At 52.3% G+C, this 21,362-nt stretch carries 23 protein-coding genes; 10 read left to right on the forward strand and 13 right to left on the reverse strand.

Annotation, left to right across the window (positions count from 1 at the left end):
• Positions 1-107 precede the first annotated feature (107 nt).
• From potF to OGV93_RS05170, 5 genes are all read right to left on the reverse strand, one after another.
• Complete coding sequence (gene potF, locus OGV93_RS05150) at positions 108-1,220, reverse strand: spermidine/putrescine ABC transporter substrate-binding protein PotF (RefSeq protein WP_049040679.1); 1,113 nt, start codon at positions 1,218-1,220, stop codon at positions 108-110.
• A 433-nt stretch (positions 1,221-1,653) separates the two neighbouring features.
• Complete coding sequence (locus OGV93_RS05155) at positions 1,654-2,130, reverse strand: type III secretion system chaperone family protein (protein WP_029139469.1); 477 nt, start codon at positions 2,128-2,130, stop codon at positions 1,654-1,656.
• A gap of 90 nt (positions 2,131-2,220) precedes the next feature.
• Positions 2,221-3,123 carry a 30S ribosomal protein S6--L-glutamate ligase gene (gene rimK / locus OGV93_RS05160; protein WP_016152412.1) on the reverse strand — a complete coding sequence of 301 codons (903 nt, stop codon included), beginning with the start codon at positions 3,121-3,123 and terminating at the stop codon, positions 2,221-2,223.
• A gap of 59 nt (positions 3,124-3,182) precedes the next feature.
• Complete coding sequence (nfsA, locus tag OGV93_RS05165; protein WP_016156098.1) at positions 3,183-3,905, reverse strand: nitroreductase NfsA; 723 nt, start codon at positions 3,903-3,905, stop codon at positions 3,183-3,185.
• Positions 3,889-4,179 (reverse strand): YbjC family protein, encoded by a 291-nt coding sequence (locus OGV93_RS05170; protein WP_019076379.1) that lies wholly within the window; start codon positions 4,177-4,179, stop codon positions 3,889-3,891. Before OGV93_RS05170 ends, nfsA begins: the two co-directional genes overlap by 17 nt.
• Before the next feature lie 172 nt (positions 4,180-4,351).
• Here OGV93_RS05170 and OGV93_RS05175 point away from each other — a divergent pair, with 172 nt between their 5' ends.
• Positions 4,352-4,615, forward strand: coding sequence for a GrxA family glutaredoxin (locus OGV93_RS05175; protein ID WP_016152408.1), 264 nt, complete (start codon positions 4,352-4,354; stop codon positions 4,613-4,615).
• A gap of 34 nt (positions 4,616-4,649) precedes the next feature.
• Here OGV93_RS05175 and OGV93_RS05180 read toward each other — a convergent pair whose 3' ends face one another.
• Complete coding sequence (locus tag OGV93_RS05180; RefSeq protein WP_016152407.1) at positions 4,650-5,030, reverse strand: inner membrane protein YbjM; 381 nt, start codon at positions 5,028-5,030, stop codon at positions 4,650-4,652.
• A gap of 269 nt (positions 5,031-5,299) precedes the next feature.
• Here OGV93_RS05180 and OGV93_RS05185 point away from each other — a divergent pair, with 269 nt between their 5' ends.
• Both OGV93_RS05185 and OGV93_RS05190 read left to right on the forward strand, forming a co-directional pair.
• Entirely contained in the window at positions 5,300-6,985 is a 1,686-nt protein-coding gene (locus tag OGV93_RS05185) for an aspartate:alanine antiporter (protein WP_016152406.1), read from the forward strand.
• A gap of 268 nt (positions 6,986-7,253) precedes the next feature.
• Entirely contained in the window at positions 7,254-8,051 is a 798-nt protein-coding gene (locus OGV93_RS05190) for an SDR family NAD(P)-dependent oxidoreductase (RefSeq protein WP_046274660.1), read from the forward strand.
• On the opposite strand, the gene OGV93_RS05195 is transcribed toward OGV93_RS05190, so the two are convergent.
• Positions 8,038-8,598, reverse strand: a complete 561-nt coding sequence (locus OGV93_RS05195) for a TetR/AcrR family transcriptional regulator (protein ID WP_029139468.1) — start codon at positions 8,596-8,598, stop codon at positions 8,038-8,040. The two genes, OGV93_RS05190 and OGV93_RS05195, sit on opposite strands and share 14 nt — an antisense overlap.
• 85 nt (positions 8,599-8,683) lie before the next feature.
• Between OGV93_RS05195 and OGV93_RS05200 the strand changes: the two genes are divergently transcribed.
• The 3 genes from OGV93_RS05200 to OGV93_RS05210 all read left to right on the forward strand — a co-directional run bounded on the left by OGV93_RS05200 (position 8,684) and on the right by OGV93_RS05210 (position 11,095).
• Positions 8,684-9,892, forward strand: a complete 1,209-nt coding sequence (locus tag OGV93_RS05200) for an MFS transporter (protein WP_029139467.1) — start codon at positions 8,684-8,686, stop codon at positions 9,890-9,892.
• Positions 9,892-10,707: a Cof-type HAD-IIB family hydrolase gene (locus OGV93_RS05205; RefSeq protein ID WP_016156094.1), complete on the forward strand. Its 816-nt coding sequence runs from the start codon at positions 9,892-9,894 to the stop codon at positions 10,705-10,707. The genes OGV93_RS05200 and OGV93_RS05205 overlap by 1 nt, the downstream gene beginning before the upstream one ends.
• 106 nt (positions 10,708-10,813) lie before the next feature.
• The gene (locus OGV93_RS05210) at positions 10,814-11,095 is read left to right on the forward strand and encodes a hypothetical protein (protein ID WP_019076373.1); all 282 of its coding nucleotides are present in this window, start codon (positions 10,814-10,816) and stop codon (positions 11,093-11,095) included.
• A 28-nt stretch (positions 11,096-11,123) separates the two neighbouring features.
• On the opposite strand, the gene OGV93_RS05215 is transcribed toward OGV93_RS05210, so the two are convergent.
• A complete protein-coding gene (locus OGV93_RS05215) occupies positions 11,124-12,356 on the reverse strand; it encodes an MFS transporter (RefSeq protein WP_047501216.1) in 1,233 nt (410 codons plus the stop codon).
• 297 nt (positions 12,357-12,653) lie between these two features.
• Here OGV93_RS05215 and ybjG point away from each other — a divergent pair, with 297 nt between their 5' ends.
• Positions 12,654-13,262 carry an undecaprenyl-diphosphate phosphatase gene (ybjG, locus tag OGV93_RS05220; protein WP_094168573.1) on the forward strand — a complete coding sequence of 203 codons (609 nt, stop codon included), beginning with the start codon at positions 12,654-12,656 and terminating at the stop codon, positions 13,260-13,262.
• 64 nt (positions 13,263-13,326) lie between these two features.
• On the forward strand, positions 13,327-14,085 hold the full coding sequence (gene deoR, locus OGV93_RS05225) for a DNA-binding transcriptional repressor DeoR (protein WP_019076372.1): 759 nt from the start codon (positions 13,327-13,329) through the stop codon (positions 14,083-14,085).
• Positions 14,086-14,130: 45 nt separating this feature from the next.
• Here the strand turns inward: deoR and dacC are convergent, their stop codons facing one another.
• Positions 14,131-15,333, reverse strand: a complete 1,203-nt coding sequence (gene dacC, locus OGV93_RS05230; RefSeq protein WP_016156089.1) for a serine-type D-Ala-D-Ala carboxypeptidase — start codon at positions 15,331-15,333, stop codon at positions 14,131-14,133.
• A 328-nt stretch (positions 15,334-15,661) separates the two neighbouring features.
• Between dacC and OGV93_RS05235 the strand changes: the two genes are divergently transcribed.
• Positions 15,662-16,288, forward strand: a complete 627-nt coding sequence (locus OGV93_RS05235) for a glutathione S-transferase family protein (protein WP_016152396.1) — start codon at positions 15,662-15,664, stop codon at positions 16,286-16,288.
• A gap of 5 nt (positions 16,289-16,293) precedes the next feature.
• On the opposite strand, the gene OGV93_RS05240 is transcribed toward OGV93_RS05235, so the two are convergent.
• Positions 16,294-17,391 (reverse strand): PQQ-dependent sugar dehydrogenase, encoded by a 1,098-nt coding sequence (locus OGV93_RS05240; protein ID WP_287109421.1) that lies wholly within the window; start codon positions 17,389-17,391, stop codon positions 16,294-16,296.
• 102 nt (positions 17,392-17,493) lie between these two features.
• Complete coding sequence (gene bssR, locus OGV93_RS05245; protein ID WP_046274655.1) at positions 17,494-17,877, reverse strand: biofilm formation regulator BssR; 384 nt, start codon at positions 17,875-17,877, stop codon at positions 17,494-17,496.
• Between the two features lie 230 nt (positions 17,878-18,107).
• Between bssR and rimO the strand changes: the two genes are divergently transcribed.
• Positions 18,108-19,433, forward strand: a complete 1,326-nt coding sequence (gene rimO, locus OGV93_RS05250; RefSeq protein ID WP_016152393.1) for a 30S ribosomal protein S12 methylthiotransferase RimO — start codon at positions 18,108-18,110, stop codon at positions 19,431-19,433.
• Between the two features lie 56 nt (positions 19,434-19,489).
• On the opposite strand, the gene gsiD is transcribed toward rimO, so the two are convergent.
• Positions 19,490-20,371 carry a glutathione ABC transporter permease GsiD gene (gene gsiD, locus OGV93_RS05255; RefSeq protein ID WP_287109486.1) on the reverse strand — a complete coding sequence of 294 codons (882 nt, stop codon included), beginning with the start codon at positions 20,369-20,371 and terminating at the stop codon, positions 19,490-19,492.
• A 32-nt stretch (positions 20,372-20,403) separates the two neighbouring features.
• Positions 20,404-21,324: a glutathione ABC transporter permease GsiC gene (gene gsiC, locus OGV93_RS05260; RefSeq protein WP_287109422.1), complete on the reverse strand. Its 921-nt coding sequence runs from the start codon at positions 21,322-21,324 to the stop codon at positions 20,404-20,406.
• Positions 21,325-21,362 lie beyond the last annotated feature (38 nt).

Consider the following 21,362-nt stretch of genomic DNA (forward strand, 5'->3'; position numbering starts at 1 on the left):
GGTGCAAATAACGCACCACAGTGGTGCGTATTGCCGGGTTATATGTGTCCGGGATCAACACTGCCCGGCAGGCGTAAATCCTGCCGGGTCACGTCCCGTACATCGGGTTATTTCCCGCTTTTTACCTTCGTCCAGGCGCGAGTACGTACACGGTCGATCTTCGGATCCTGTACTTTCAGCGTGAACAGCTTGGCGCGGACATCGGCAGGCGGATAAATGCCCGGGTTGTCGCGAACGTCCTGGCTGACCAGTGCTGTCGCTTCTTTGTTGGCATTGGCATAGAACACGTGGTCAGAAATATGCGCAATTACATCAGGGCGCAGCAGGTAGTTGAGGAACTGGTAGGCTTCGTCTTTGTTTTTCGCATCGGCTGGCATCGCGAACACATCAAAGAAGGCCATCGCACCTTCCTTAGGAATTGAGAAGGAAATATTGACGCCATTTTTCGCTTCTTTCGCCCGGTTTGCCGCCTGCCATACATCCCCGGCCCAGCCAATCGCCACGCAGGTATCACCGTTTGCCAGGTCGTTAATGTACTGCGAGGAGTGGAAGTAGCGAATATTTGGGCGCAGTTTCAACAGCAGATCGGTTGCCGGTCCGGTGTAATCATCCGCTTTGGTACTGTTTGGATCTTTACCCAAATAATTCAGCACGGTGGCAAACACTTCTTCGGGCGCATCGAGGAAAGAGACGCCGCAGCTTTTGAGTTTTTCCAGATTTTCTGGCTTGAGGATCAGATCCCAGCTATTAACCGGCGCATCCGGCCCCAGTACCGCTTTCACTTTATCCACGTTATAGCCAATACCGGTTGTTGCCCACATATACGGCATCGCAAACTTGTTGTCCGGATCGTGTTTACCCACCAGCTTCAGCAATTCAGGATCGAGGTTTTTCCAGCCAGGCAATTTGCTCTTATCCAGCGGCTGGAAGACGCCCGCGGTCAGTTGACGCTCAAGGAAACTGGCGGATGGAACGACAAGGTCAAAGCCGGTACTGCCAGCCATGAGCTTACCTTCCAGCACTTCATTGGAATCAAATACGTCATAGATAACTTTAATTCCGGTCTCTTTTTCAAAATTAGCCACCGTATCTGGGGCAATATAATCAGACCAGTTATAAATATGCAGCGTTTTTTGTTCAGCAGCGAGCGTGCCAGCAGAGATGGCCATCAGAGCACCCGCAACCAGGCTTGGTAACCATCGTTTATTTAAGGCGGTCATAATCTCTTTCCTTCTGAAAGTTCGTTAACAAACGAACAAAAATGTCACACTCTAATGATATGCAAGAAACGTGCATATTCTTTCAAGCGGCCCCCATGAAAAGAGAGGACTCTCCTCACGCCGCTATTGCGCGCTGTTATCCGCCCATGCATTCAATATGCATTGTGGCCACAGGTCAGGCCACAAGGGGCTGTTTGAATGATGACGTTGATAAGCTTCGCAAGAATAACTTTAGCCAGGATTTGTGGATATAGCCCAGATTAAAAAACGTCTTTTATCAATTTTTTATGCATGAATTGTCTATGACATACAGCGGAAGTCGCTTAATGGAGGTAAATAATTCTTTAATGAACGGTTAGATGCAGAATAAAAACAGGCAATACGCAACCGCTTTGGCAGCGGCTGCGCAATATATGTCCAGATTCAGGAAGAATTAATGGAGGAAATGAACTTCGGCGTTGCTGTTTTGCGCTTCTTCTTCAGCGTTAAATAACAGCTGATGCGCACCGGCCTCGAGGATCACCATCGATATTTGCTCTTCACTCTGGCGAACAAAATATTCGAACTGCTCAAACGTCACGCCCGGGATAACGGATAAAGACTGGCAGACCACCAGCTTTGGCAGATTATCATCCTGCATATCCAGAAAGGCTTTCACCGTCAATGAACTGGCGTTAATCGCAGACAAATCGGCGGCCAGCGGCAGTAGTGCAGAAGGTCTGACTTCTGCCATCGCGGAAAACAGAATGACGTTATCGACCAAATCAACTTTTGCATCAAAGATGCCGTCAAAATTCTGCATGTGCGGCAAATGCAGCGCCTGACAGGTATCGCATTCAAAAAAACTCATGCCCAGGTCGTCGAGCCATTGACGCAACGTATCCAGAGTGGGAACGACCAGTGATGTCATAATAATGTGCGACCTCTATTGATGAAAAAAATACCGGCACAGCTTACGCAAAAAGAGCGTGTCATACTACGATCGCAATCGATATTGTGCTTAGCCGCCGATTTTAAGGCAAAATTCAGGCGTAGCGTGACGCTCAATCCACTGGATCATCTTGCCGGCAATGTCTATTCCGGTGGTTTTCTCCACCCCCTCCAGGCCAGGAGAAGCGTTGACCTCCATGACCAGCGGCCCACGTTCAGCACGCAGAATATCAACGCCAGCAACGTCCAGACCCATTGTCTGAGCGGCTTTGAGCGCAATTTCCCTTTCGCGCGGCGTGATATTCGCAATAGTGGCAACCCCACCGCGATGGAGGTTAGAACGAAAATCACCTTCTTTGGCCCGGCGCTCAATGGCGGCCACCACCTCGTCACCCACCACGAAACAGCGAATATCTCGCCCTTTCGCTTCTTTGATATATTCCTGAACCAGAATATGGGCATTCAACCCACGAAAGGCATCCACCACGCTTTCTGCGGCCTGGCGCGTTTCCGCCAGTACCACGCCGATCCCCTGCGTACCTTCAACCAGTTTCACCACCAGCGGCGCGCCGCCAACCATGTCAATCATGTCGCTGGTATCGTCCGGAGAGTGAGCAATCCCGGTGATGGGTAAATCGATTCCCTGACGCGCCAGCAGCTGCAGCGAACGCAGCTTATCGCGCGCACGCGTAATCGCTACCGACTCATTCAGCGGATAGCTACCCAGCATCTCAAACTGGCGCAACGCCGCGGTACCGTAAAAGGTAATCGCTGAACCAATCCTTGGGATCACTGCATCGAAATGAGGAAGCTGGCGGCCCTTGTAATGAATAGAGGACGCCGCCGGGCTGATGTTCATATAGCAAGAAAGGGGATCGATAATTTCAACCAGGTGACCACGCTGCATCGCCGCTTCACGCAGGCGCTTACAAGAATAGAGCGTTCCGTCCCGGGACAAAATGGCAATTTTCACCCTGCACCTCTCTGAATGACCTGGTAAAAGCTGGCATATCATACACTGCGTTAAAATCTTTAGCGCGTAGCCCATCCCTGTTTATGCAAATATTCCAGGATAAAGGGACGACTTTCTTTAATGATGGTACGGCGAATATGGTCGCTCCAGGTGTCACGACGCGTATTGCTCCCGCGGGTCAGATAGTACTGCGCGAGCTGCTCATCATATTGCGACAAAACGTCTTTGTTGAGTGGCTGATACTGATTTTCGTGCACCACAAGCGACGCTGGCAGTCGCGGCTTGATATCCGGGTTATCAGCAGGCCAGCCGAGGCATAGCCCAAACAACGGCAGAACATGTTGCGGAAGCTTCAGCAGTTCAGTGACCGGCTCAATATTATTTCGCAGACCGCCAATAAACACGCCGCCAAGCCCCAAAGACTCTGCCGCCGTCAGCGCATTTTGCGCCATCATCGCGGTATCAACAACGCCCAGTAGCAGTTGTTCCGCCAGCCCGAGTTGCGCGTCAGGGCAAATCTGCAAATGGCGATTAAAGTCAGCGCAAAACACCCAGAACTCGGCGGCCTGCGCCACATGTTTTTGTCCGCCGGATAAAGTAGCCAGTGATTCACGCAGGGCGTTATCCGTTATGCGAACGATGGTTGTGCATTGTAAAAAACTGGAGCTTGAGGTCCCCTGAGCGGCGGCAATAATCGCCTCCCGCTGCGCATCCGAAATGGCATCATCGGTGAAATGGCGAATGGAACGGTGGCTACGAAGTAAATCAATGGTTGGCGTCATCTCTTTTTTCTCTGTCTGAACGTGAAGAATCACCGGGGGTTCGTGACATCAGCTGCGGCGCAACCAGTTGAGCAATACGCCACGTTAATACCACCGCGGCGGGAAGCATCAGCAGCACACCCAGAAATATCATCACCACGCAGGCTAACGGACTGCCAAGCGGTGCGGGTAAAGTGAGGTAATCGTTAAGCGACAGCAGCGCCAGCGATAACAAAACCATCCCGATTATTTCCAGCATCAATACGCTTTTGGGTAATGCACCAATTGCGCGCATAAGCGGCCTCCCGGCGAAATGGCTTTCATTATAAAACGTTCCGGCTTGTCGTGTTTAACAGTTATAGCTTGAGGATATCAAAGCAACAGGCTGAACCTGCTTTTCATCTGTCACAAATCGCGGCATCATAACAAGTATTGCCATCCGGCCTGATAAGTTCGAGGAGAGAGAGATGTTTGCCGTTATTTTTGGTCGTCCAGGGTGCCCGTATTGCGTGCGCGCAAAAGAATTAGCAGAAAAATTAAGCAATGAGCATGACGATTTTAACTTCCGCTACATTGATATCCATGCCGAAGGTATTACGAAAGCCGATCTGGAAAAGACGGTAGGTAAGCCAGTTGAAACCGTTCCGCAGATTTTTGTTGATCAAAAACACATCGGCGGCTGCACGGATTTTGAAGCGTGGGCAAAAGAGAACATGAATCTGTTCGCCTGATCGCCGTTTCTACGCCCTCCGCTGGAGGGCGTCTTCAGTTCTTTTTCCGTCGATGATGCTGATTGAACAAGTTGCTGATAAACAAAAAACACAATGCGCCAAGCGCGCACCAAAACACCGCACTAAACAACCACGCCAGCTCTTGCCACAATGAACGCGTCGGCATAAAAACGAACCGCATCAGTAACAGACAGCACGGCGCCGCCAACATGGCACCAAGAAGGGGTTTGAGCACCTCCCGACGATGGGAGAAAAAGCTTGCTGCAGCACCAGGCAGGATAAAAAACAACAATCCGACCTCAGGATGCCCTGCCGCTCTGAATGCCCCTTTCACGTTCAGCGTTAATGAAAGACACACCACAATAAAGAGCACAAAGCAGCAGACCGCACCCGCCCAACTTTGCTTATGTTTCAATTGTTCCTCCTGACACATTCTCTATCGAACACTCTTTTCGCCCGCAGGCGTCCAGTCAGATAAAGTAACCAGGCATTCCATGCCAAAAACACACTCACACGATTCTTATAGCCGTTGATACGTAATGAGATTAAACTAACCGCATATATTGTTATGCTGCATTATTCGGGGCTGTGTACGAAGCTGTCGCCCCTTAATTTCTGGCAAAAACATTAGCGTAAATTGCCATTTCTTTCAATAGCTTACTAGTAAACAAGAAGTTAGTCTCCGTGAATATAAACGTCGCAGATTTGTTAAATGGGAATTACATCCTGTTATTATTTGTGGTCCTGGCACTGGGCCTGTGTCTGGGTAAATTACGTCTGGGTTCAGTCCAACTCGGTAATTCCATTGGCGTTTTAGTGGTGTCCCTATTATTAGGTCAACAGCACTTTAGTATTAACACCGATGCATTAAATCTCGGCTTTATGCTGTTTATTTTTTGTGTCGGCGTCGAAGCCGGTCCCAACTTTTTTTCGATTTTTTTTCGCGATGGGAAAAATTATCTAATGCTTGCTCTGGTGATGGTCGGCAGCGCCATGCTGATCGCCCTGGGGCTGGGTAAGCTATTTGGCTGGGACATCGGCCTGACGGCAGGTATGCTGGCCGGCTCGATGACCTCAACGCCGGTGCTGGTCGGCGCGGGTGACACCTTGCGCCATTCCGGAATGTCGGGGACATCGCTTTCAACCGCCCTCGATAACCTGAGCCTCGGTTATGCGCTCACCTATTTGATTGGTTTGGTCAGTCTGATTGTTGGCGCGCGCTACCTGCCGAAACTTCAGCATCAGGATCTGCAAACCAGCGCCCAACAAATCGCACGTGAACGGGGTCTGGACACTGATGCCAACCGTAAGGTTTATCTGCCGGTAATTCGTGCCTATCGCGTTGGCCCGGAACTGGTGGCATGGGCCGATGGCAAAAATCTGCGCGAGCTGGGTATCTATCGCCAGACCGGTTGTTACATTGAACGCATCCGTCGCAACGGCATCCTGGCCAACCCGGATGGCGACGCGGTACTCCAAATGGGCGATGAGATAGCCCTGGTGGGTTATCCGGATGCGCATGCCCGCCTCGATCCCAGCTTCCGTAATGGTAAAGAGGTGTTCGATCGCGATCTGCTCGATATGCGCATCGTCACTGAAGAGATTGTGGTGAAAAATCACAATGCCGTTGGCCGCCGCCTGGCCCAGTTGAAGCTGACCGATCACGGCTGTTTTCTCAACCGCGTGATCCGTAGCCAGATTGAAATGCCTATCGATGATAACGTCGTGCTTAATAAAGGCGACGTGCTGCAGGTCAGTGGGGATGCTCGCCGCGTCAAAACCATTGCCGATCGTATCGGCTTCATTTCCATTCACAGTCAGGTGACCGATCTGCTGGCCTTCTGCGCCTTCTTTATCATCGGTCTGATGATCGGGATGATCACCTTCCAGTTCAGTAATTTCAGCTTCGGCATCGGGAATGCGGCTGGACTGCTGTTCGCTGGGATCATGCTGGGCTTCCTGCGTGCCAACCATCCAACGTTTGGCTATATCCCACAGGGGGCGCTGAACATGGTCAAAGAGTTTGGCCTGATGGTATTTATGGCAGGCGTCGGTTTAAGCGCGGGCAGCGGCATTGGCAATGGCCTTGGCGCCGTGGGTGGTCAAATGCTGATTGCCGGCCTGGTTGTCAGCCTGGTGCCGGTTGTCATCTGTTTCTTATTCGGTGCTTACGTATTGCGCATGAACCGCGCCCTGCTTTTTGGCGCCATGATGGGCGCGCGTACCTGCGCTCCGGCAATGGAAATCATCAGCGATACGGCACGCAGCAACATCCCCGCATTAGGCTATGCCGGGACATACGCAATTGCCAACGTACTGCTGACATTAGCGGGGACACTCATCGTCATTGTCTGGCCTGGGCTTGGTTAGCGCTGAAATTTACTCTTAAACGAAAATTTTTTGCAGGTAAGCAGAACTTTTCTTCAAGACGTCAGTCATAACTATTGCCACTGCTTTTCTTTGATGTCCCCAATTTGTGGAGCCCATCAACCCCGCCGTTTTGGTTCAAGGTTGATGGGTTTTTTGTTGCCTGAATTTTGCGTTCGCTGACTCCCTCCCCCGAAACTCTCTCACATTTGCAGCATGCTGGTTATGACACATACTTTTAGTCAGAGCTAAATGGTAATAGGTGGTTGCTATGTTACTCGCAGGCAAAGTCGCGGTAATTTTCGGTGGCAGCGGCGCTATAGGCAGTGCAGTTGCGCATGCTATGGCGCGTGAAGGCGCCCATGTGTATCTGGGCGCGCGCAGTCAGGAAAAGCTGGATTGGGCGGCCAGTAGCATTCGAACCGCGGGCGGTGCCGTCGAAACCTTTGTCACCGATGTACTCGACGAATACGGCACCTCAAAACAAGTTACTCAGCTTGCGCAGCAAACCGGTGGAATAGATGTGGTGGTTAACGCAACCGGCTTTATGCATGAACAGGGCAAACGCATCGAGGCGTTATCCCTTTCTGAGTTTATGAGCGGTATCACCCCTTTCCTCTCGGCGCAGTTCAATATCGCAAAAGCCGTAACGCCACACATGGGCGGCAATCGTGCGGGCGTCATTCTCACCGTTGTTGCGCCCGCGGCCCCGATGGCGATGCCTGGACATCTGGGACACATCGTTGGCTGTGCGGGAACAGAGGCCTTTATTAAAGCGCTTGCCAGCGAACTGGGGCCGGCGAATATTCGGGTCGTCGGCGTGCGCTCGCATGCGATTGTGGATGCCGTTCAGGCCGGTTCCTATACCGGGGAAATTTTTACCGCTAAAGCGCAGTCAATGGGTATTACCGTCGCACAATGGTTAGCTGGTGCGGCACAAAGTACCATGCTTGGGCGTCTGCCTACGCTTGCACAAATCGCTGAGGTAATGACCTTTCTGGCTTCAGACCATGCCGGAGCAATCACCGCAACGGTGGTGAATATTACCGGCGGTGCTACGCACAACTGACCGTTGCGGGCAACCCCGCAATACGCTCCACCATCAGCAAGATATCTTCTCGCCGCAGCGGCTTTTTGTCCGTGACAAAATGCAGCGTCATCCCTTCAATAAACGCATCCAGCGCCCGCGCCGTAACCGGAGCAAACCACTGCTCCAGCGTTTGTTGGCTGCGTAACATCCAGTTTTGCATCACCGTTTTTAGTGCCGGTTTACGGCTGGCGAAGGCATACAACTGATACATGAGTTCCATGTTATCGGGTGTCGTGACCTGGGAGCTGTAAATCATATCGGTAATCGCATGGCAAGCCTGCGACGCATCCGCAACGTCGGCAAAAAAAGCCTGATACTGCAGCATCATCCTGTCAGTAAAACGGTCAAACGCCTCCATTAAAAGCTCATCAATTCCCGAAAAGTAATAGGTCATAGAACCCAAGGGCACCTGAGCAATTGTCGCAATCTTCCGATGTGTAACCGCATGAATACCATGGGCTATTACCGCATCCAGAGTCGCCTGAACTATTTTTTCCCGCCGCTGCGGATCGTTCGCACGTCGCACTGCATTACCTCTTCTTGCATTTGTGTACAAATGTACACAACCTTGCTAAGGTTGTCTTCTTTCCTCTTTTCTTCGGCTCGAATTCATGACTGGCATCTCATCACGCAAAGCCTTAAGACGTCGCACCTGGGCACTGTTCACGTTCTTCTTTTTACCAGGATTATTAATGGCTTCCTGGGCAACGCGTACCCCTGCCATCAGAGATATCCTCTCCATCTCAACCGCCGAAATGGGCGCGGTGCTGTTTGGACTCTCAATTGGTTCGATGAGTGGCATTCTTTGTTCGGCCTGGCTGGTGAAACGATTTGGCACGCGTAAAGTGATCCGTACCACCATGTCTTGCGCTGTCCTCGGAATGGCAATCCTCAGCGTGGCGCTCTGGCTGCATTCCGCATGGCTTTTCGCATTTGGTCTGGGCGTGTTCGGCGCCAGCTTTGGCGCAGCAGAAGTTGCCATCAACGTCGAAGGTGCGGCTGTTGAGCGCGAAATGAATAAAACCGTACTGCCGATGATGCACGGTTTTTACAGCCTGGGAACGCTGGCGGGTGCCGGAGTCGGGATGATGCTTACCGCCTTCAGCGTACCGGCGACCGCGCATATCTTGCTGGCGGCGATGGTGGCTATCACCCCTATTTTCATCGCCATCAAAGCCATTCCTGACGGCACGGGTAAAAATGCCGCTGACGGGTCTCACTCCGGCGAAAAAGGGCTGCCTTTTTATCGCGATATTCAGCTATTGCTGATTGGCGTCGTGGTGCTCGCAATGGCATTTGCTGAAGGTTCCGCCAACGACTGGCTTCCGCTGCTGATGGTGGACGGACATGGATTTAGCCCAACCTCAGGCTCGCTGATTTATGCCGGATTTACGCTGGGTATGACCGTTGGACGATTTACCGGCGGCTGGTTCATCGACCGCTACAGCCGCGTCGCGGTAGTACGCGCCAGTGCGCTTATGGGGGCTCTTGGGATTAGCCTGATTATTTTTGTCGACAGCACTTGGGTGGCGGGTGTTTCCGTTATTCTGTGGGGACTCGGCGCATCACTGGGCTTCCCACTGACCATTTCGGCTGCCAGCGACACCGGCCCCGATGCGCCAACCCGCGTCAGCGTTGTCGCCACTACCGGCTATCTGGCATTCCTGGTTGGACCACCGCTGCTGGGCTACCTGGGTGAACACTACGGCCTGCGTAGCGCTATGCTGGTGGTGCTGGCGCTGGTGCTTGTCGCCGCCATCGTCGCGAAAGCGGTGGCAAAACCGGATCTCAAAAACACCACTGTGATGGAGAACAGCTAATGCGTATCAAACTGATTGCAGTCGACATGGACGGCACATTTTTAAGCGACCAAAAAACCTATAATCGTGAGCGCTTTATGGCGCAATACCGCCAGATGAAAGAACAAGGGATCCGCTTTGTGGTCGCCAGCGGCAACCAGTATTACCAGCTCATCTCCTTTTTCCCTGAACTGGCCAGTGAAATCTCATTTGTTGCCGAAAACGGCGGATGGGTGGTCAGTGAAGGGGAAGATGTCTTTAACGGCGAGCTGGCAAAAGACGATTTCCAGGCCATCGTGGAACATCTGCTGACCCGTACGGACATCGACATTATCGCCTGCGGTAAAAATAGCGCCTATACCCTGAAGCGGTACAGCGATGAGCATAAGACGGTCTCCGCCATGTATTATCATCGTCTTGAATTTGTGGATAATTTTGACAACCTCAACGACATTTTCTTCAAGTTCGGGCTAAATATTTCAGACGATCGTATCCCCCAGGTGCAGGCTGACCTCCATGAGGCGATTGGCGACATTATGGTGCCGGTACATACCGGCTACGGCAGTATCGATTTAATTATACCCGGTGTGCATAAGGCAAACGGTCTGCGTCTGCTGCAACAACGCTGGAATATTACCGACGATGAGGTTGTTGTGTTTGGCGATGGCGGCAATGATATTGAGATGCTGCGTCAGGCAGGATTTAGTTTTGCAATGGCGAACGCCCATGAGCCGGTTATCCAGGCGGCAAAATATCGCGCAGGGTCGAACAACGAAGAGGGCGTGCTGGATATTATCGACCGCGTGTTAAAGAATGAAGCACCGTTTACGCAATAACGCCTCAGCACAGACGGCAACAAAATGATGGCATGATCTATTCATAATCCGCCTCAAATTAACCCGCTGGATTATTACCTCCAGTGAATATTCAGACGAGCGGATTATGAAGAAAAGTGTACTGATAGCGACATTGTTGCTGGGTTTTGCGGGGACAACATTTGCGCAAAGCGTTACCGTTGATGTACCAAGCGGTTATAAGGTGGTGGTAGTGCCCTCTTCCGTCAGCGTTCCGCAGGCGGTCAGCGTCACCACCGCGCCACAAACGGTGTATGTTGCTCCGGCGCCTGCCCCGGCCCCTGTCTATCGCGCACATCCTTATGCGCGACATGTTGCAAGCGTCGGTGAAGGAATGATCATCGAACACCAGATTGACGATCACCACTAAGTTTTTGCCTGGCCCGGGCAACCGGGCTTTAACCTTCCCGTGAATCCCCTACCCGTTTATCTTTCAGGAAGATAACCATCAGAATCACCCACAGTACGCCGCTTGCCAGATTGAACAGGCTGAACAAGCCGTTTCCTCCGAGCAGATAAGCGTGTTTGCTCAGCTCAATACCGACGGTAAAAATCAGCATCTGCAACATACCCATGGCGGCAGAAACCGTGCCCTTACTCATTTCACTGGCAAACAGCGTCAGACGTACCAGTCCCGCATTCGCCACGCCAATACCAAACGCATAGATGCTTAAACCCGCCGTCATCCATAGATAAGCATGGGATGACACCACCGTGGCCGCAGCGGCAATCACCAGCCCGACGGCGATTGGCCAGCCGCCCATGATAATCAGCGAACGTACGGTTTTTCGCGAGGTCAGGCGCGCCAGTACCAGGTTACCGGCAATCAACGCGCCAAAAATCGGTACCTGCAACAGGCCATATTCGTAACTGCTGAGATGTTCGCCGCTGATGATAATAATCGGGGACTGCGCAATCCACGCCAGTAACGGCAGGCTGACAAAACCCAATGCCAGCGCGCCTGCAACGAAGCGCACGTTCCTCAGCACCAGCTTATAATCTTTGCCCAGCTCTTTAATCGACAGCTTTTCACCAAGCCGGGTTGCCGTTTCCGGCATCGCGCGTTGCAGACCAAAAAAAGAGATGGCGGCCAGGGCGGCAAACAGGATAAACATCCCTTCCCACGGCAGAACATGTACCCAGGCTGCGCCGACCAACGGCCCCAGCAGGGGCGCAATCAACGCTACGTTTGCCATCAGCGCGGTAATTTTTATGCACACCGCTTCTTCAAAGGATTCCTGAATTGCGGCGTAACCCACCGCGCCAATAAAGCACAGGCTTATCCCTTGTAAAAAACGCAGGAAGGTAAATTGCTCAATATTCTGCGCAAGCAGGGTTGCAAGGCAGGTCACAATGAACCAGAGCACGCCGGTTAACATCACCGGGCGACGTCCAATTCGATCCGACAGCGGTCCTAATAACCACTGCAAAAACATGCCGCCAGCCAGATAGGCGGTCATGGATGTGGGCACCCAATCTAATCCGGCATTATATTGCTCCACCACCGCCAACATTCCGGGCTGGATCATATCGTTGCCGATATAAGTAGAGAATTCGTAAAGCACCAGACAGAGAGGGAAAAGTAATGCCTGACGCCCCAAACGGGCGCCTGAAGATAAACGGTTCTGCATGCAGTCTCTTAACTATAGGAAAATCGCGCAAAGTGTAATAAATGCGCCGTACTGGTGATAGTGAATTATGTGATTTGCAAGCAAATTGCGCACATTTTTACACTCATTTGCTCAGGAACATTTTGCGTTAAGGTTAATTTAAGTTGAGGCCGCTATCATGTTCAATAAGTCTCATTAATTGTCTGAAAAATAGTCATTTAACAGACAAATAAGACAAGACCGCTTTTTATCCCGTGAAAGCAATTTTATGCTCTCCCCTCTTGGGGCTTTTTAACGATTACACTGAGTCTGGACGTTATGCTGGAAAATCTGAACAACTCACTTTTTTATCTCATCAATGCCACGCCGGACTCTGCGCAATGGATGATATCGCTTGCCATTTTTATTGCCAAAGACCTGATTAACATCGTACCGCTATTAGCCGTTGTGCTTTGGCTTTGGGGGCCGCGGGCCCAGGTTACTCTCCAGCGCCAGTTAGTTATAAAAATGGCGATTGCGCTGATCGTCGGTCTGACGATTTCATGGCTGATGGGGCATCTGTTCCCTCACGATCGTCCGTTTGTTAACCACATCGGTTACAACTTCCTGCATCATGCGGCGGATGACTCTTTCCCGAGCGATCACGGTACGGTTATCTTTACCTTTGCACTGGCTTTCTTGTTCTGGCATCGCCTGTGGACGGGCGCTCTGCTGATGGTCGTTGCTGTGGCGATTGCCTGGTCGCGGGTCTACCTTGGCGTACACTGGCCGCTGGATATGCTGGGAGGATTACTCGTCGGGCTGATTGGCTGCCTGAGCGCCCAGATGATCTGGCAGCGGTTTGGCACGCCCCTGTACCTCGGCTTGCAAAATGGCTATCGCGCCTGCTTCGCTCTGCCCATCCGTAAAGGCTGGGTGCGTGACTAACCCACGGTAAAAAGAGTAGTATTAAGCGCGATACTGAGCACTTATTCTACTCTCCAGGGGAACTATGGAAACTCGACGCGACGAGCGTATTGGTCAATTACTGCAGGCGCTGAAACGCAGCGATAAATTACACCTCAAAGAAGCCGCGACGCTGCTGGGCGTATCTGAGATGACCATTCGTCGCGACCTGAATAATCACGATGCTCCCGTCGTCTTGCTCGGGGGCTATATTGTTCTGGAACCCCGCAGCGCCAATCACTATTTAATCAGCGATCAAAAATCCCGACTGGTTGATGAAAAGCGCCGTGCCGCCCAGATGGCGGCAAGCCTCGTGCAGGCACACCAGACTATCTTTTTCGACTGTGGTACCACCACGCCGTGGATCATTGAGGCTATCGACAATGAATTGCCTTTCACCGCAATCTGCTACTCGCTGAATACGTTTCTGGTGCTACAGGAAAAACCGCAGTGCCGCGTCATTCTGTGTGGTGGCGAATTCCATGCCAGCAACGCAATTTTCAAACCGCTTGATTTCCAGGAAACGCTGAACAACCTGTGCCCGGATATCGCTTTTTATTCCGCAGCTGGCGTTCATATTGAGAAAGGCGCGACCTGTTTTAACCTGGAAGAGCTACCGGTGAAACACTGGGCGATGTCGATGGCGCAGCATCACGTGCTGGTGGTCGATCACAGCAAATTTGGTAAGGTGCGTCCTGCGCGGATGGGTGAAGTAAAACGCTTTAATACCATCGTCAGCGATAGCCGTCCTGACGAGGCGTTTGTTGAATACGCGAAAGCGCAACGTATCAAACTGATGTATTAAGCGATACTGCCGGATGGCGATAGCGTCATCCGGCAAACGCTAAGATTAAGAGAACCAGCCGCCAAACCACTGGTGGAATTTCATCATCACGAAGTCCCACATGCGACTAAAGAATCCCCCCTCTTCCACGGCCTCCATCACCATCAGTGGACGCTGCTCGATGGATTTCCCGTTCAACTGGAAGTCGATAGTCCCCACAACCTGGCCTTTCTTCAGCGGCGCGGTTAACTGTGGTTCGGTCAGGGTAAAGCTGGCCTTCAGGTTTTTGAGCTGACCACGCGGGATAGTCACCGAGCCCGCTTCTCCGGCGCCCAAATTAACTTCACTCTTATCGCCAAACCAGACGCGCTGCGTCACGAAAGTGGCATCCGGTTTAATCGGCGTAACGGTTTCAAAGAAGCGGAAGCCCCAGGTCAGCAACTTTTCTGACTCATTAAAACGAATGCGGTCGGTTTTCGCCCCCAACACCACAGAGATCAGGCGCATATCCCCTTGGGTCGCGGAAGCAACCAGGTTGTATCCTGCCCCGGCCGTGGTACCGGTTTTCATACCGTCCACGTTCAGGTTGGTGCTCCACAACAAACGGTTGCGGTTCGGCTGGCGGATTTTATTAAAGGTAAATTCTTTCTCTTTGTGGATAGCGTACTCTTCCGGTACATCGTGGATTAGCGCCTTCCCGAGCAGGGCCATATCACGTGCGGTACTGAACTGTCCTGCCGCATCCAGGCCATGCACGGTCTGGAAAGTGGTATTGGTCAGCCCCAGTTTTTTCGCGTAGCCGTTCATCAGACCAATGAAGGATTCCTGGCTGCCGGCAACGTAATCAGCCAGTGCGATACAGGCATCGTTACCAGACTGGATGATAACGCCTTTGTTCAGATCGGACACTGCAACCTGATCGCCGGGCTTGAGGAACATAACCGACGAACCGCGCAGGGCCGGATTACCGGTCGCCCAGGCGTCTTTGCCCACAGTGACCATGTCGTTGAGGTTAATTTTCCCGGCCTTCAGCGCCTGACCGACTACATAGCTGGTCATGATCTTGGTCAGACTGGCAGGATCCAGTTTCTCATCAGCATTACCTTCCGCCAGTACCTTACCGCTGGCGTAATCCATTAGGATCCACGCGCGCGCGTCGACGCTCGGTGGGGCCGTTGGTTGCTCCGCCGCCTGTACGCTCGGCGCCAAAAGGATTAAGAGTGCAGAACCTGCAGCAAAGCTGCGAAGTGAAGAGAAGTATTGCGTCATAAATGCCACCCGAGTATCCATTCCAAAAAACCACGTCATACCACACCGTGTTTACACAAAACCAGCTAGGCGACCCTGGCCAACCCATGCAGAAAAGGTCTGATGGATGACGTGTAAAATAAGTGCGGTGAGTAATAACGCACTAACGAGCTTAAAGAAACCGTAAGTTGGTAAAGTTTTTAAAGTTTATGCAATAACACCGCGCTGCGCTGCTCCCGGCACGATTTTTTTAGACTTTGTTGCGTAAATATTAGGTTTACCCCACCATGTGGGCTAGTCAGATGGCATCAGCAGCCATAAAGCTGCTCAATTAATTTGCGGGGTTACTATGATTACACTGTGGGGTCGCAATAACTCGACCAACGTAAAAAAAGTATTGTGGACGCTCGAGGAACTGGAACTGCCGTATAACCAAATTCTGGCGGGCGGACAGCATGGCGGTAACCGCGATGCCGACTATCTGGCACTCAACCCGAACGGACTGGTCCCGCTGCTACGTGATGATGAAACGGACGTTGTTCTGTGGGAATCCAATACCATTGTCCGCTATCTGGCAGCTCAGTACGGACAAAAGCGTTTGTGGATTGACGCCCCGGCCGCGCGCGCCGTCGGTGAAAAATGGATGGACTGGGCAAACCAGACGCTAAGTCCTGCGCATCGGGTTATCTTGTTTGGCCTGGTCAGAACCCCTGCCGAGAAACGCGATATGGCGGCAATCGAGGCGGGTAGTCAGGTGTGCGATAATCTGTTTGCTATTCTGGATAACGCGCTGGCGGACCAGCCATGGTTCTCCGGGGCTGAATTTGGCACTGCCGATATCGCCGTTGCGCCGTTTATCTATAACCTGTTCAACGTTGGCCTGAGCTGGACCCCGCGCCCACATCTGGAGCACTGGTATCAGCAACTGACCGAACGTCCGGCGTTTCAAAAAGTCGTGATGATCCCGGTCAGCTAACTAAATCAGGGACTCACTTTCAGTAATTCCCCGTCGGACTCGTCGGTTAGTACGTATAAGTACCCGTCTGGTCCGACGCGCACATCACGGATCCGTTGTCCCCTTTCCTGCAACAGACGACCCTCTTCGGTGACGGCATTCCCTTTGACGCTCAGCACGATCACTTCTTTATCTTTCAACGCGCCAATGAATAACTTCTGCCGCCACTGTGGGAAGGTATCGCTATTATAAAAAGCCATTCCGCTGACCGCCGGTGACTTTTCCCAGTAAAAGATGGGTTGCTCTGTTCCAGCAACAATTGGGCCTTTTGCTTCGGGAATTTTAAGACCACTGTAGTTAACGCCCCAGGTCGCAAGCGGCCAGCCGTAGTTTTTCCCTTTCTCCGGGATATTGATTTCATCGCCCCCGCGTGGACCATGCTCATTAAACCACAGCGTATCGCTCCAGGGATTCATCGCCATCCCCTGCGGGTTGCGGATACCATATGACCAAATCTCTGCCCGTGCTCCTGCCCGCTTCACAAACGGATTATCCGGCGGAATTTTTCCCTCATCGGTCAGTCGTACGACCTTGCCCTGCAGCTTATCCAGATCCTGTGCGGTAGAACGTTGATTGTTTTCACCAAGGCCAATAAACAGATAACCGTTGCCATCAAAAACCATACGTCCGCCAAAATGGTTTCCGCTGGAGAGCTTCGGCTGTTGGCGAAAAATGGTCTGGAACCCTTGCAGATGTTTAAGATCGTCGCTCAATCGTCCGTAACCAACCGCTGTCCCGGCGTTACCTTCACTGTCAGCTTCAGCAAAGCTAAGCCACACCCGGCGAGATTGTTTAAAATCCGGTGCTAATGCCACATCAAGCAATCCCCCCTGACCATTCGCCCAGACTTTGGGTACGCCGGTTAGCGGGTCGGAAAGCCCCTTTCCAGACTGCCAAAGTCGAAGCTGGCCGCCTTTGAGCGTAATGAGCATACCGCGATTGTCGGGTAAAAACGCCAGCGACCACGGATGATCGAGTTTCGTTTGCAGCACTTCCACCTCTACCGCGGCGGCATAAGAGGAAAATAGCGCAAGTGGGACAGCACAGAGAAAGAGTCGACGCATAACACCTCCTTAATGGCTCTGCATAAAGCGTAGCCAGCAAGGGGAATTATCCCGCCACATTTACATAATCTTAACGAAAAGGGGGAGCGCCCTCCCCCTGATTCAGACGTGTTCCAGCGTTGAATAAGATTGCAAACACTGGATACTTAGCGTCAGCGTTGTCAGGCAGTTTTCCAGTTTCTCTGCGTTAACGGCGATAAAAGTTGGACAATCGTGATGTCCACTCATAAGACAAACAGCGGCGGCGGCTAACGCCCCTTCAGCACGATGAAGGGCATTCCACTCTTCCTGATCAAGATGCATACCGTGAGGCTGTGATTGCTCGTGCAATTCGCGATTCAGTGCAAAAAAATTATCACGCAGACGATCGCTCTCGCTGACTGACATGTAGCCTTTCGCTTTTCTCAACAGCAGATAAGCGGCAAGTTCGACACGGGCGTTTATCAATTTGTTGAGAAGATCGGTTCTCAGTCTGTCAACAACCATACTTTGTTCCTCCTCTTTCCAACTATGGTGCAACTTAATAGTATGGTCATTTTTTGAACAAAGTCGTGTCCAGGATCAATCCATCACCGAAAATTAACACAATTTACAAATAATCTTTAATTCCACGCCGGGCGTGGCGACTGATGGTATGAGATTGCGATACAATTTTTATTCAGAACTCTGTAGAATCCGTGCCCTGAATATTCCAATAACTGAACAATTTTTACGCTATGAGCAATGTAACCCACCAGCCGAAAATCGGCTTTGTCTCCCTCGGCTGCCCGAAAAACCTCGTCGATTCTGAACGCATCCTGACCGAACTTCGTACCGAAGGCTATGATGTTGTGCCAAGCTACGACGACGCGGATATGGTTATCGTTAACACCTGTGGCTTTATCGACAGCGCGGTTCAGGAGTCGCTGGAAGCAATCGGCGAAGCGCTGAACGAAAACGGCAAGGTGATCGTCACCGGCTGTCTGGGCGCGAAAGTCGATCAGATCCGTGAAGTCCACCCGAAGGTGCTGGAAATCACCGGGCCGCATAGCTACGAACAGGTTCTGGAGCACGTTCACCACTATGTGCCCAAACCAAAGCACAACCCGTTCCTGAGCCTGGTTCCTGAACAGGGCGTCAAGCTTACTCCGCGTCATTATGCCTATCTGAAAATTTCTGAAGGCTGCAACCACCGCTGCACGTTCTGCATTATTCCGTCGATGCGTGGCGATCTGGTGAGCCGTCCGATTGGCGATGTCCTCAGCGAAGCCAAACGTCTGGTGGATGCGGGCGTAAAAGAGATACTGGTTATTTCTCAGGATACTTCCGCGTACGGCGTGGATGTGAAGCATCGCACCGGTTTCCATAACGGCGAGCCGGTCAAAACCAGCATGGTTGATCTGTGCGAGCAGTTATCAAAACTGGGGATCTGGACTCGTCTGCATTACGTCTATCCCTACCCGCACGTTGATGACGTGATCCCACTGATGGCGGAAGGGAAAATCCTGCCGTACCTGGACATCCCGCTGCAGCATGCCAGCCCGCGTATTCTTAAGCTGATGAAACGCCCAGGCTCCGTGGACAGACAACTGGCACGTATCAAGCAGTGGCGTGAAATCTGCCCTGAACTGACGCTGCGCTCAACCTTCATTGTCGGTTTCCCGGGTGAAACGGAAGAAGACTTCCAGATGCTGCTCGACTTCCTGAAGGAAGCGCGTCTGGACCGCGTGGGCTGCTTTAAATACAGCCCGGTAGAAGGCGCTGGCGCCAATGACCTGCCGGACCAAATCCCGGAAGAGGTGAAAGAGGAACGCTGGAACCGCTTTATGCAATTGCAACAGCAAATCTCTGCTGAACGTTTGCAGGAGAAAGTGGGCCGCGAAATTCTGGTTATCGTTGATGAAGTTGACGAAGAAGGCGCGATTGGCCGCAGCATGGCTGACGCCCCGGAAATCGACGGCGCGGTATACCTGAATGGCGAAACCAAGGTGAAACCTGGCGATATCATTCGCGTGAAGGTCGAAAACGCTGATGAATACGATTTGTGGGGCACCCGCGTTTAAATAAGCGCAACCCAACAGTAGGCCGGATAAGCGTTACGTCTTATCCGGCCTGTGATTTATCCTTTAATTTTCGGGTCCAGCGCGTCGCGCAGACCATCTCCGAGTAAGTTAAACGCCAGCACCGTCAGGAATATCGCCACCGCCGGGAAAATCGCCACGTGCGGCGCGATCACCATATCAGCGCGGGCTTCATTGAGCATTGCCCCCCACTCCGGGGTCGGCGGCTGCGCACCCAATCCCAGAAATGACAGGCTCGCGGCAGAGATAATCGACGTGCCAATACGCATGGTAAAAAAGACCACGATCGATGAAACCGTACCCGGCAAGATATGGTTGAAGATGATGGTCGCATCGCTGGCGCCAATACTGCGCGCGGATTCAATAAAGGTCTGCTGCTTTAGCACCAGCGTATTTGCGCGCACCAGCCGCGCGAAGGCCGGAATGGAGAAAATGGCCACGGCAATAATCACGTTTGCAATGCCGCTGCCCAGCACGGCGACCACGGCTATCGCCAGCAAAATACCCGGAAAGGCAAACAGCACATCGCAGATACGCATAATCAGTCGATCCCACCAGCCTTCGTAGTATCCCGCCAGCAGACCCAGCACGGTGCCAATCGCTGCGCCAATAAATACGGCAAAGACCCCCGCCGCCAGCGAGATTTGCGCCCCCACCAGCACGCGGCTAAAAATATCCCGCCCCAGCGAGTCAACGCCGAACCAGTGCAGCATCGACGGTCCGTCATTCAGACGGTCATAATCGAAGTAATTCTCGGCATCAAATGGCGTTAACCAGCGAGCAAAAATCGCCACCATTATCAGCAGCACGACAAATAACCCCGCTAACATCGCCATGCGCTGGCGACGGAAACGACGCCAGAATTCATGCCACGGCGTGCGTATCTGCTCAGGCTTAACAAGGGGCATCGCATTTAAAATCGCCTGTCAGCGCCAGTTAAAAAATCGCATCCTTACTTGTACCTGATAGCCGGATTAATGGCGGCATAGAGCACATCCACCACTAAGTTAATAAGAATAAACTCCAGAGAAAACAACAGCACCTCGGCCTGAATCACCGGGTAGTCGCGCATTTCGACTGAGTCCACCAACAGCCGCCCAAGCCCTGGCCAGTTAAACACCTTCTCAACCACAATCGAGCCGCCAAGCAAAAAGCCAAACTGTAGCCCCATCATGGTGACCACCGGGATCATCGCATTGCGCAAACCATGTTTTAACACCACCCAGGTTTCACTCACCCCTTTGGCCCGCGCGGTACGCATATAGTCTTCACTGAGCACATCGACAAACGAAGCGCGGGTAAACCGGGCTAACACCGCAGCCACCGCCGCACCCAGGGTAATAGACGGGAGGATATAGTGCCGCCAGGTATCAGCGCCAACGGTGGGCAACCAGCCAAGCTCAACGGAGAATATCTGCATGAGCAGCATGCCGAGCGCAAACGCCGGGAAAGAGATCCCGGTGACGGCGAGCGTCATACTCAATCTGTCCGGCCAACGATTACGCCATACAGCAGCAATGATCCCTGCCGTCATGCCGAATAACACCGCCCACGCCATGCTGGCAATGGTCAGCCATAGCGATGGCATAAAACGACTGGCTATCTCTTCGGAAACCGGGCGACGAGAAACCATTGAGGTTCCAAAATCGCCTTGCAACACGTTAGTAATGTAATGCCAGAACTGAATATGCAGCGGCTGGTCCAGACCCAACTGCTGACGCACCAGTTCGATCACCTGAGCATCAGCCTCCGGTCCGGCAATCAGCCGGGCCGGATCGCCGGGTAGCAGGTGAACAAATAAAAATACCAGCACCGCTACAATCAACAGAGTTGGAATCAACCCCAGCAGGCGCTTGAAAACATAGTTAAGCATCACACTCCCTTCGCCGGCCCCTGTGTGGCGGGGCCGGA

The sequence above is a fragment of the Citrobacter sp. Cb031 genome (genome assembly GCF_030336725.1).
Classification (GTDB): Bacteria; Pseudomonadota; Gammaproteobacteria; order Enterobacterales; family Enterobacteriaceae; genus Citrobacter; species Citrobacter braakii.

Bases quoted from the DNA above. Each gene is read 5' to 3' on its own strand.
- rimO (WP_016152393.1), top strand. From the start codon at position 18,108: ATGAGCAATGTAACCCACCAGCCGAAAATCGGCTTTGTCTCCCTCGGC.
- nfsA (WP_016156098.1), bottom strand. From the start codon at position 3,905: ATGACGCCAACCATTGATTTACTTCGTAGCCACCGTTCCATTCGCCAT.
- deoR (WP_019076372.1), top strand. From the start codon at position 13,327: ATGGAAACTCGACGCGACGAGCGTATTGGTCAATTACTGCAGGCGCTG.
- OGV93_RS05205 (WP_016156094.1), top strand. From the start codon at position 9,892: ATGCGTATCAAACTGATTGCAGTCGACATGGACGGCACATTTTTAAGC.
- ybjG (WP_094168573.1), top strand. From the start codon at position 12,654: ATGCTGGAAAATCTGAACAACTCACTTTTTTATCTCATCAATGCCACG.
- dacC (WP_016156089.1), bottom strand. From the start codon at position 15,333: ATGACGCAATACTTCTCTTCACTTCGCAGCTTTGCTGCAGGTTCTGCA.
- OGV93_RS05210 (WP_019076373.1), top strand. From the start codon at position 10,814: ATGAAGAAAAGTGTACTGATAGCGACATTGTTGCTGGGTTTTGCGGGG.
- OGV93_RS05170 (WP_019076379.1), bottom strand. From the start codon at position 4,179: ATGCGCGCAATTGGTGCATTACCCAAAAGCGTATTGATGCTGGAAATA.
- OGV93_RS05200 (WP_029139467.1), top strand. From the start codon at position 8,684: ATGACTGGCATCTCATCACGCAAAGCCTTAAGACGTCGCACCTGGGCA.
- bssR (WP_046274655.1), bottom strand. From the start codon at position 17,877: ATGGTTGTTGACAGACTGAGAACCGATCTTCTCAACAAATTGATAAAC.
- OGV93_RS05175 (WP_016152408.1), top strand. From the start codon at position 4,352: ATGTTTGCCGTTATTTTTGGTCGTCCAGGGTGCCCGTATTGCGTGCGC.
- OGV93_RS05240 (WP_287109421.1), bottom strand. From the start codon at position 17,391: ATGCGTCGACTCTTTCTCTGTGCTGTCCCACTTGCGCTATTTTCCTCT.
- OGV93_RS05190 (WP_046274660.1), top strand. From the start codon at position 7,254: ATGTTACTCGCAGGCAAAGTCGCGGTAATTTTCGGTGGCAGCGGCGCT.
- potF (WP_049040679.1), bottom strand. From the start codon at position 1,220: ATGACCGCCTTAAATAAACGATGGTTACCAAGCCTGGTTGCGGGTGCT.
- OGV93_RS05155 (WP_029139469.1), bottom strand. From the start codon at position 2,130: ATGACATCACTGGTCGTTCCCACTCTGGATACGTTGCGTCAATGGCTC.
- gsiC (WP_287109422.1), bottom strand. From the start codon at position 21,324: ATGCTTAACTATGTTTTCAAGCGCCTGCTGGGGTTGATTCCAACTCTG.
- OGV93_RS05235 (WP_016152396.1), top strand. From the start codon at position 15,662: ATGATTACACTGTGGGGTCGCAATAACTCGACCAACGTAAAAAAAGTA.
- OGV93_RS05215 (WP_047501216.1), bottom strand. From the start codon at position 12,356: ATGCAGAACCGTTTATCTTCAGGCGCCCGTTTGGGGCGTCAGGCATTA.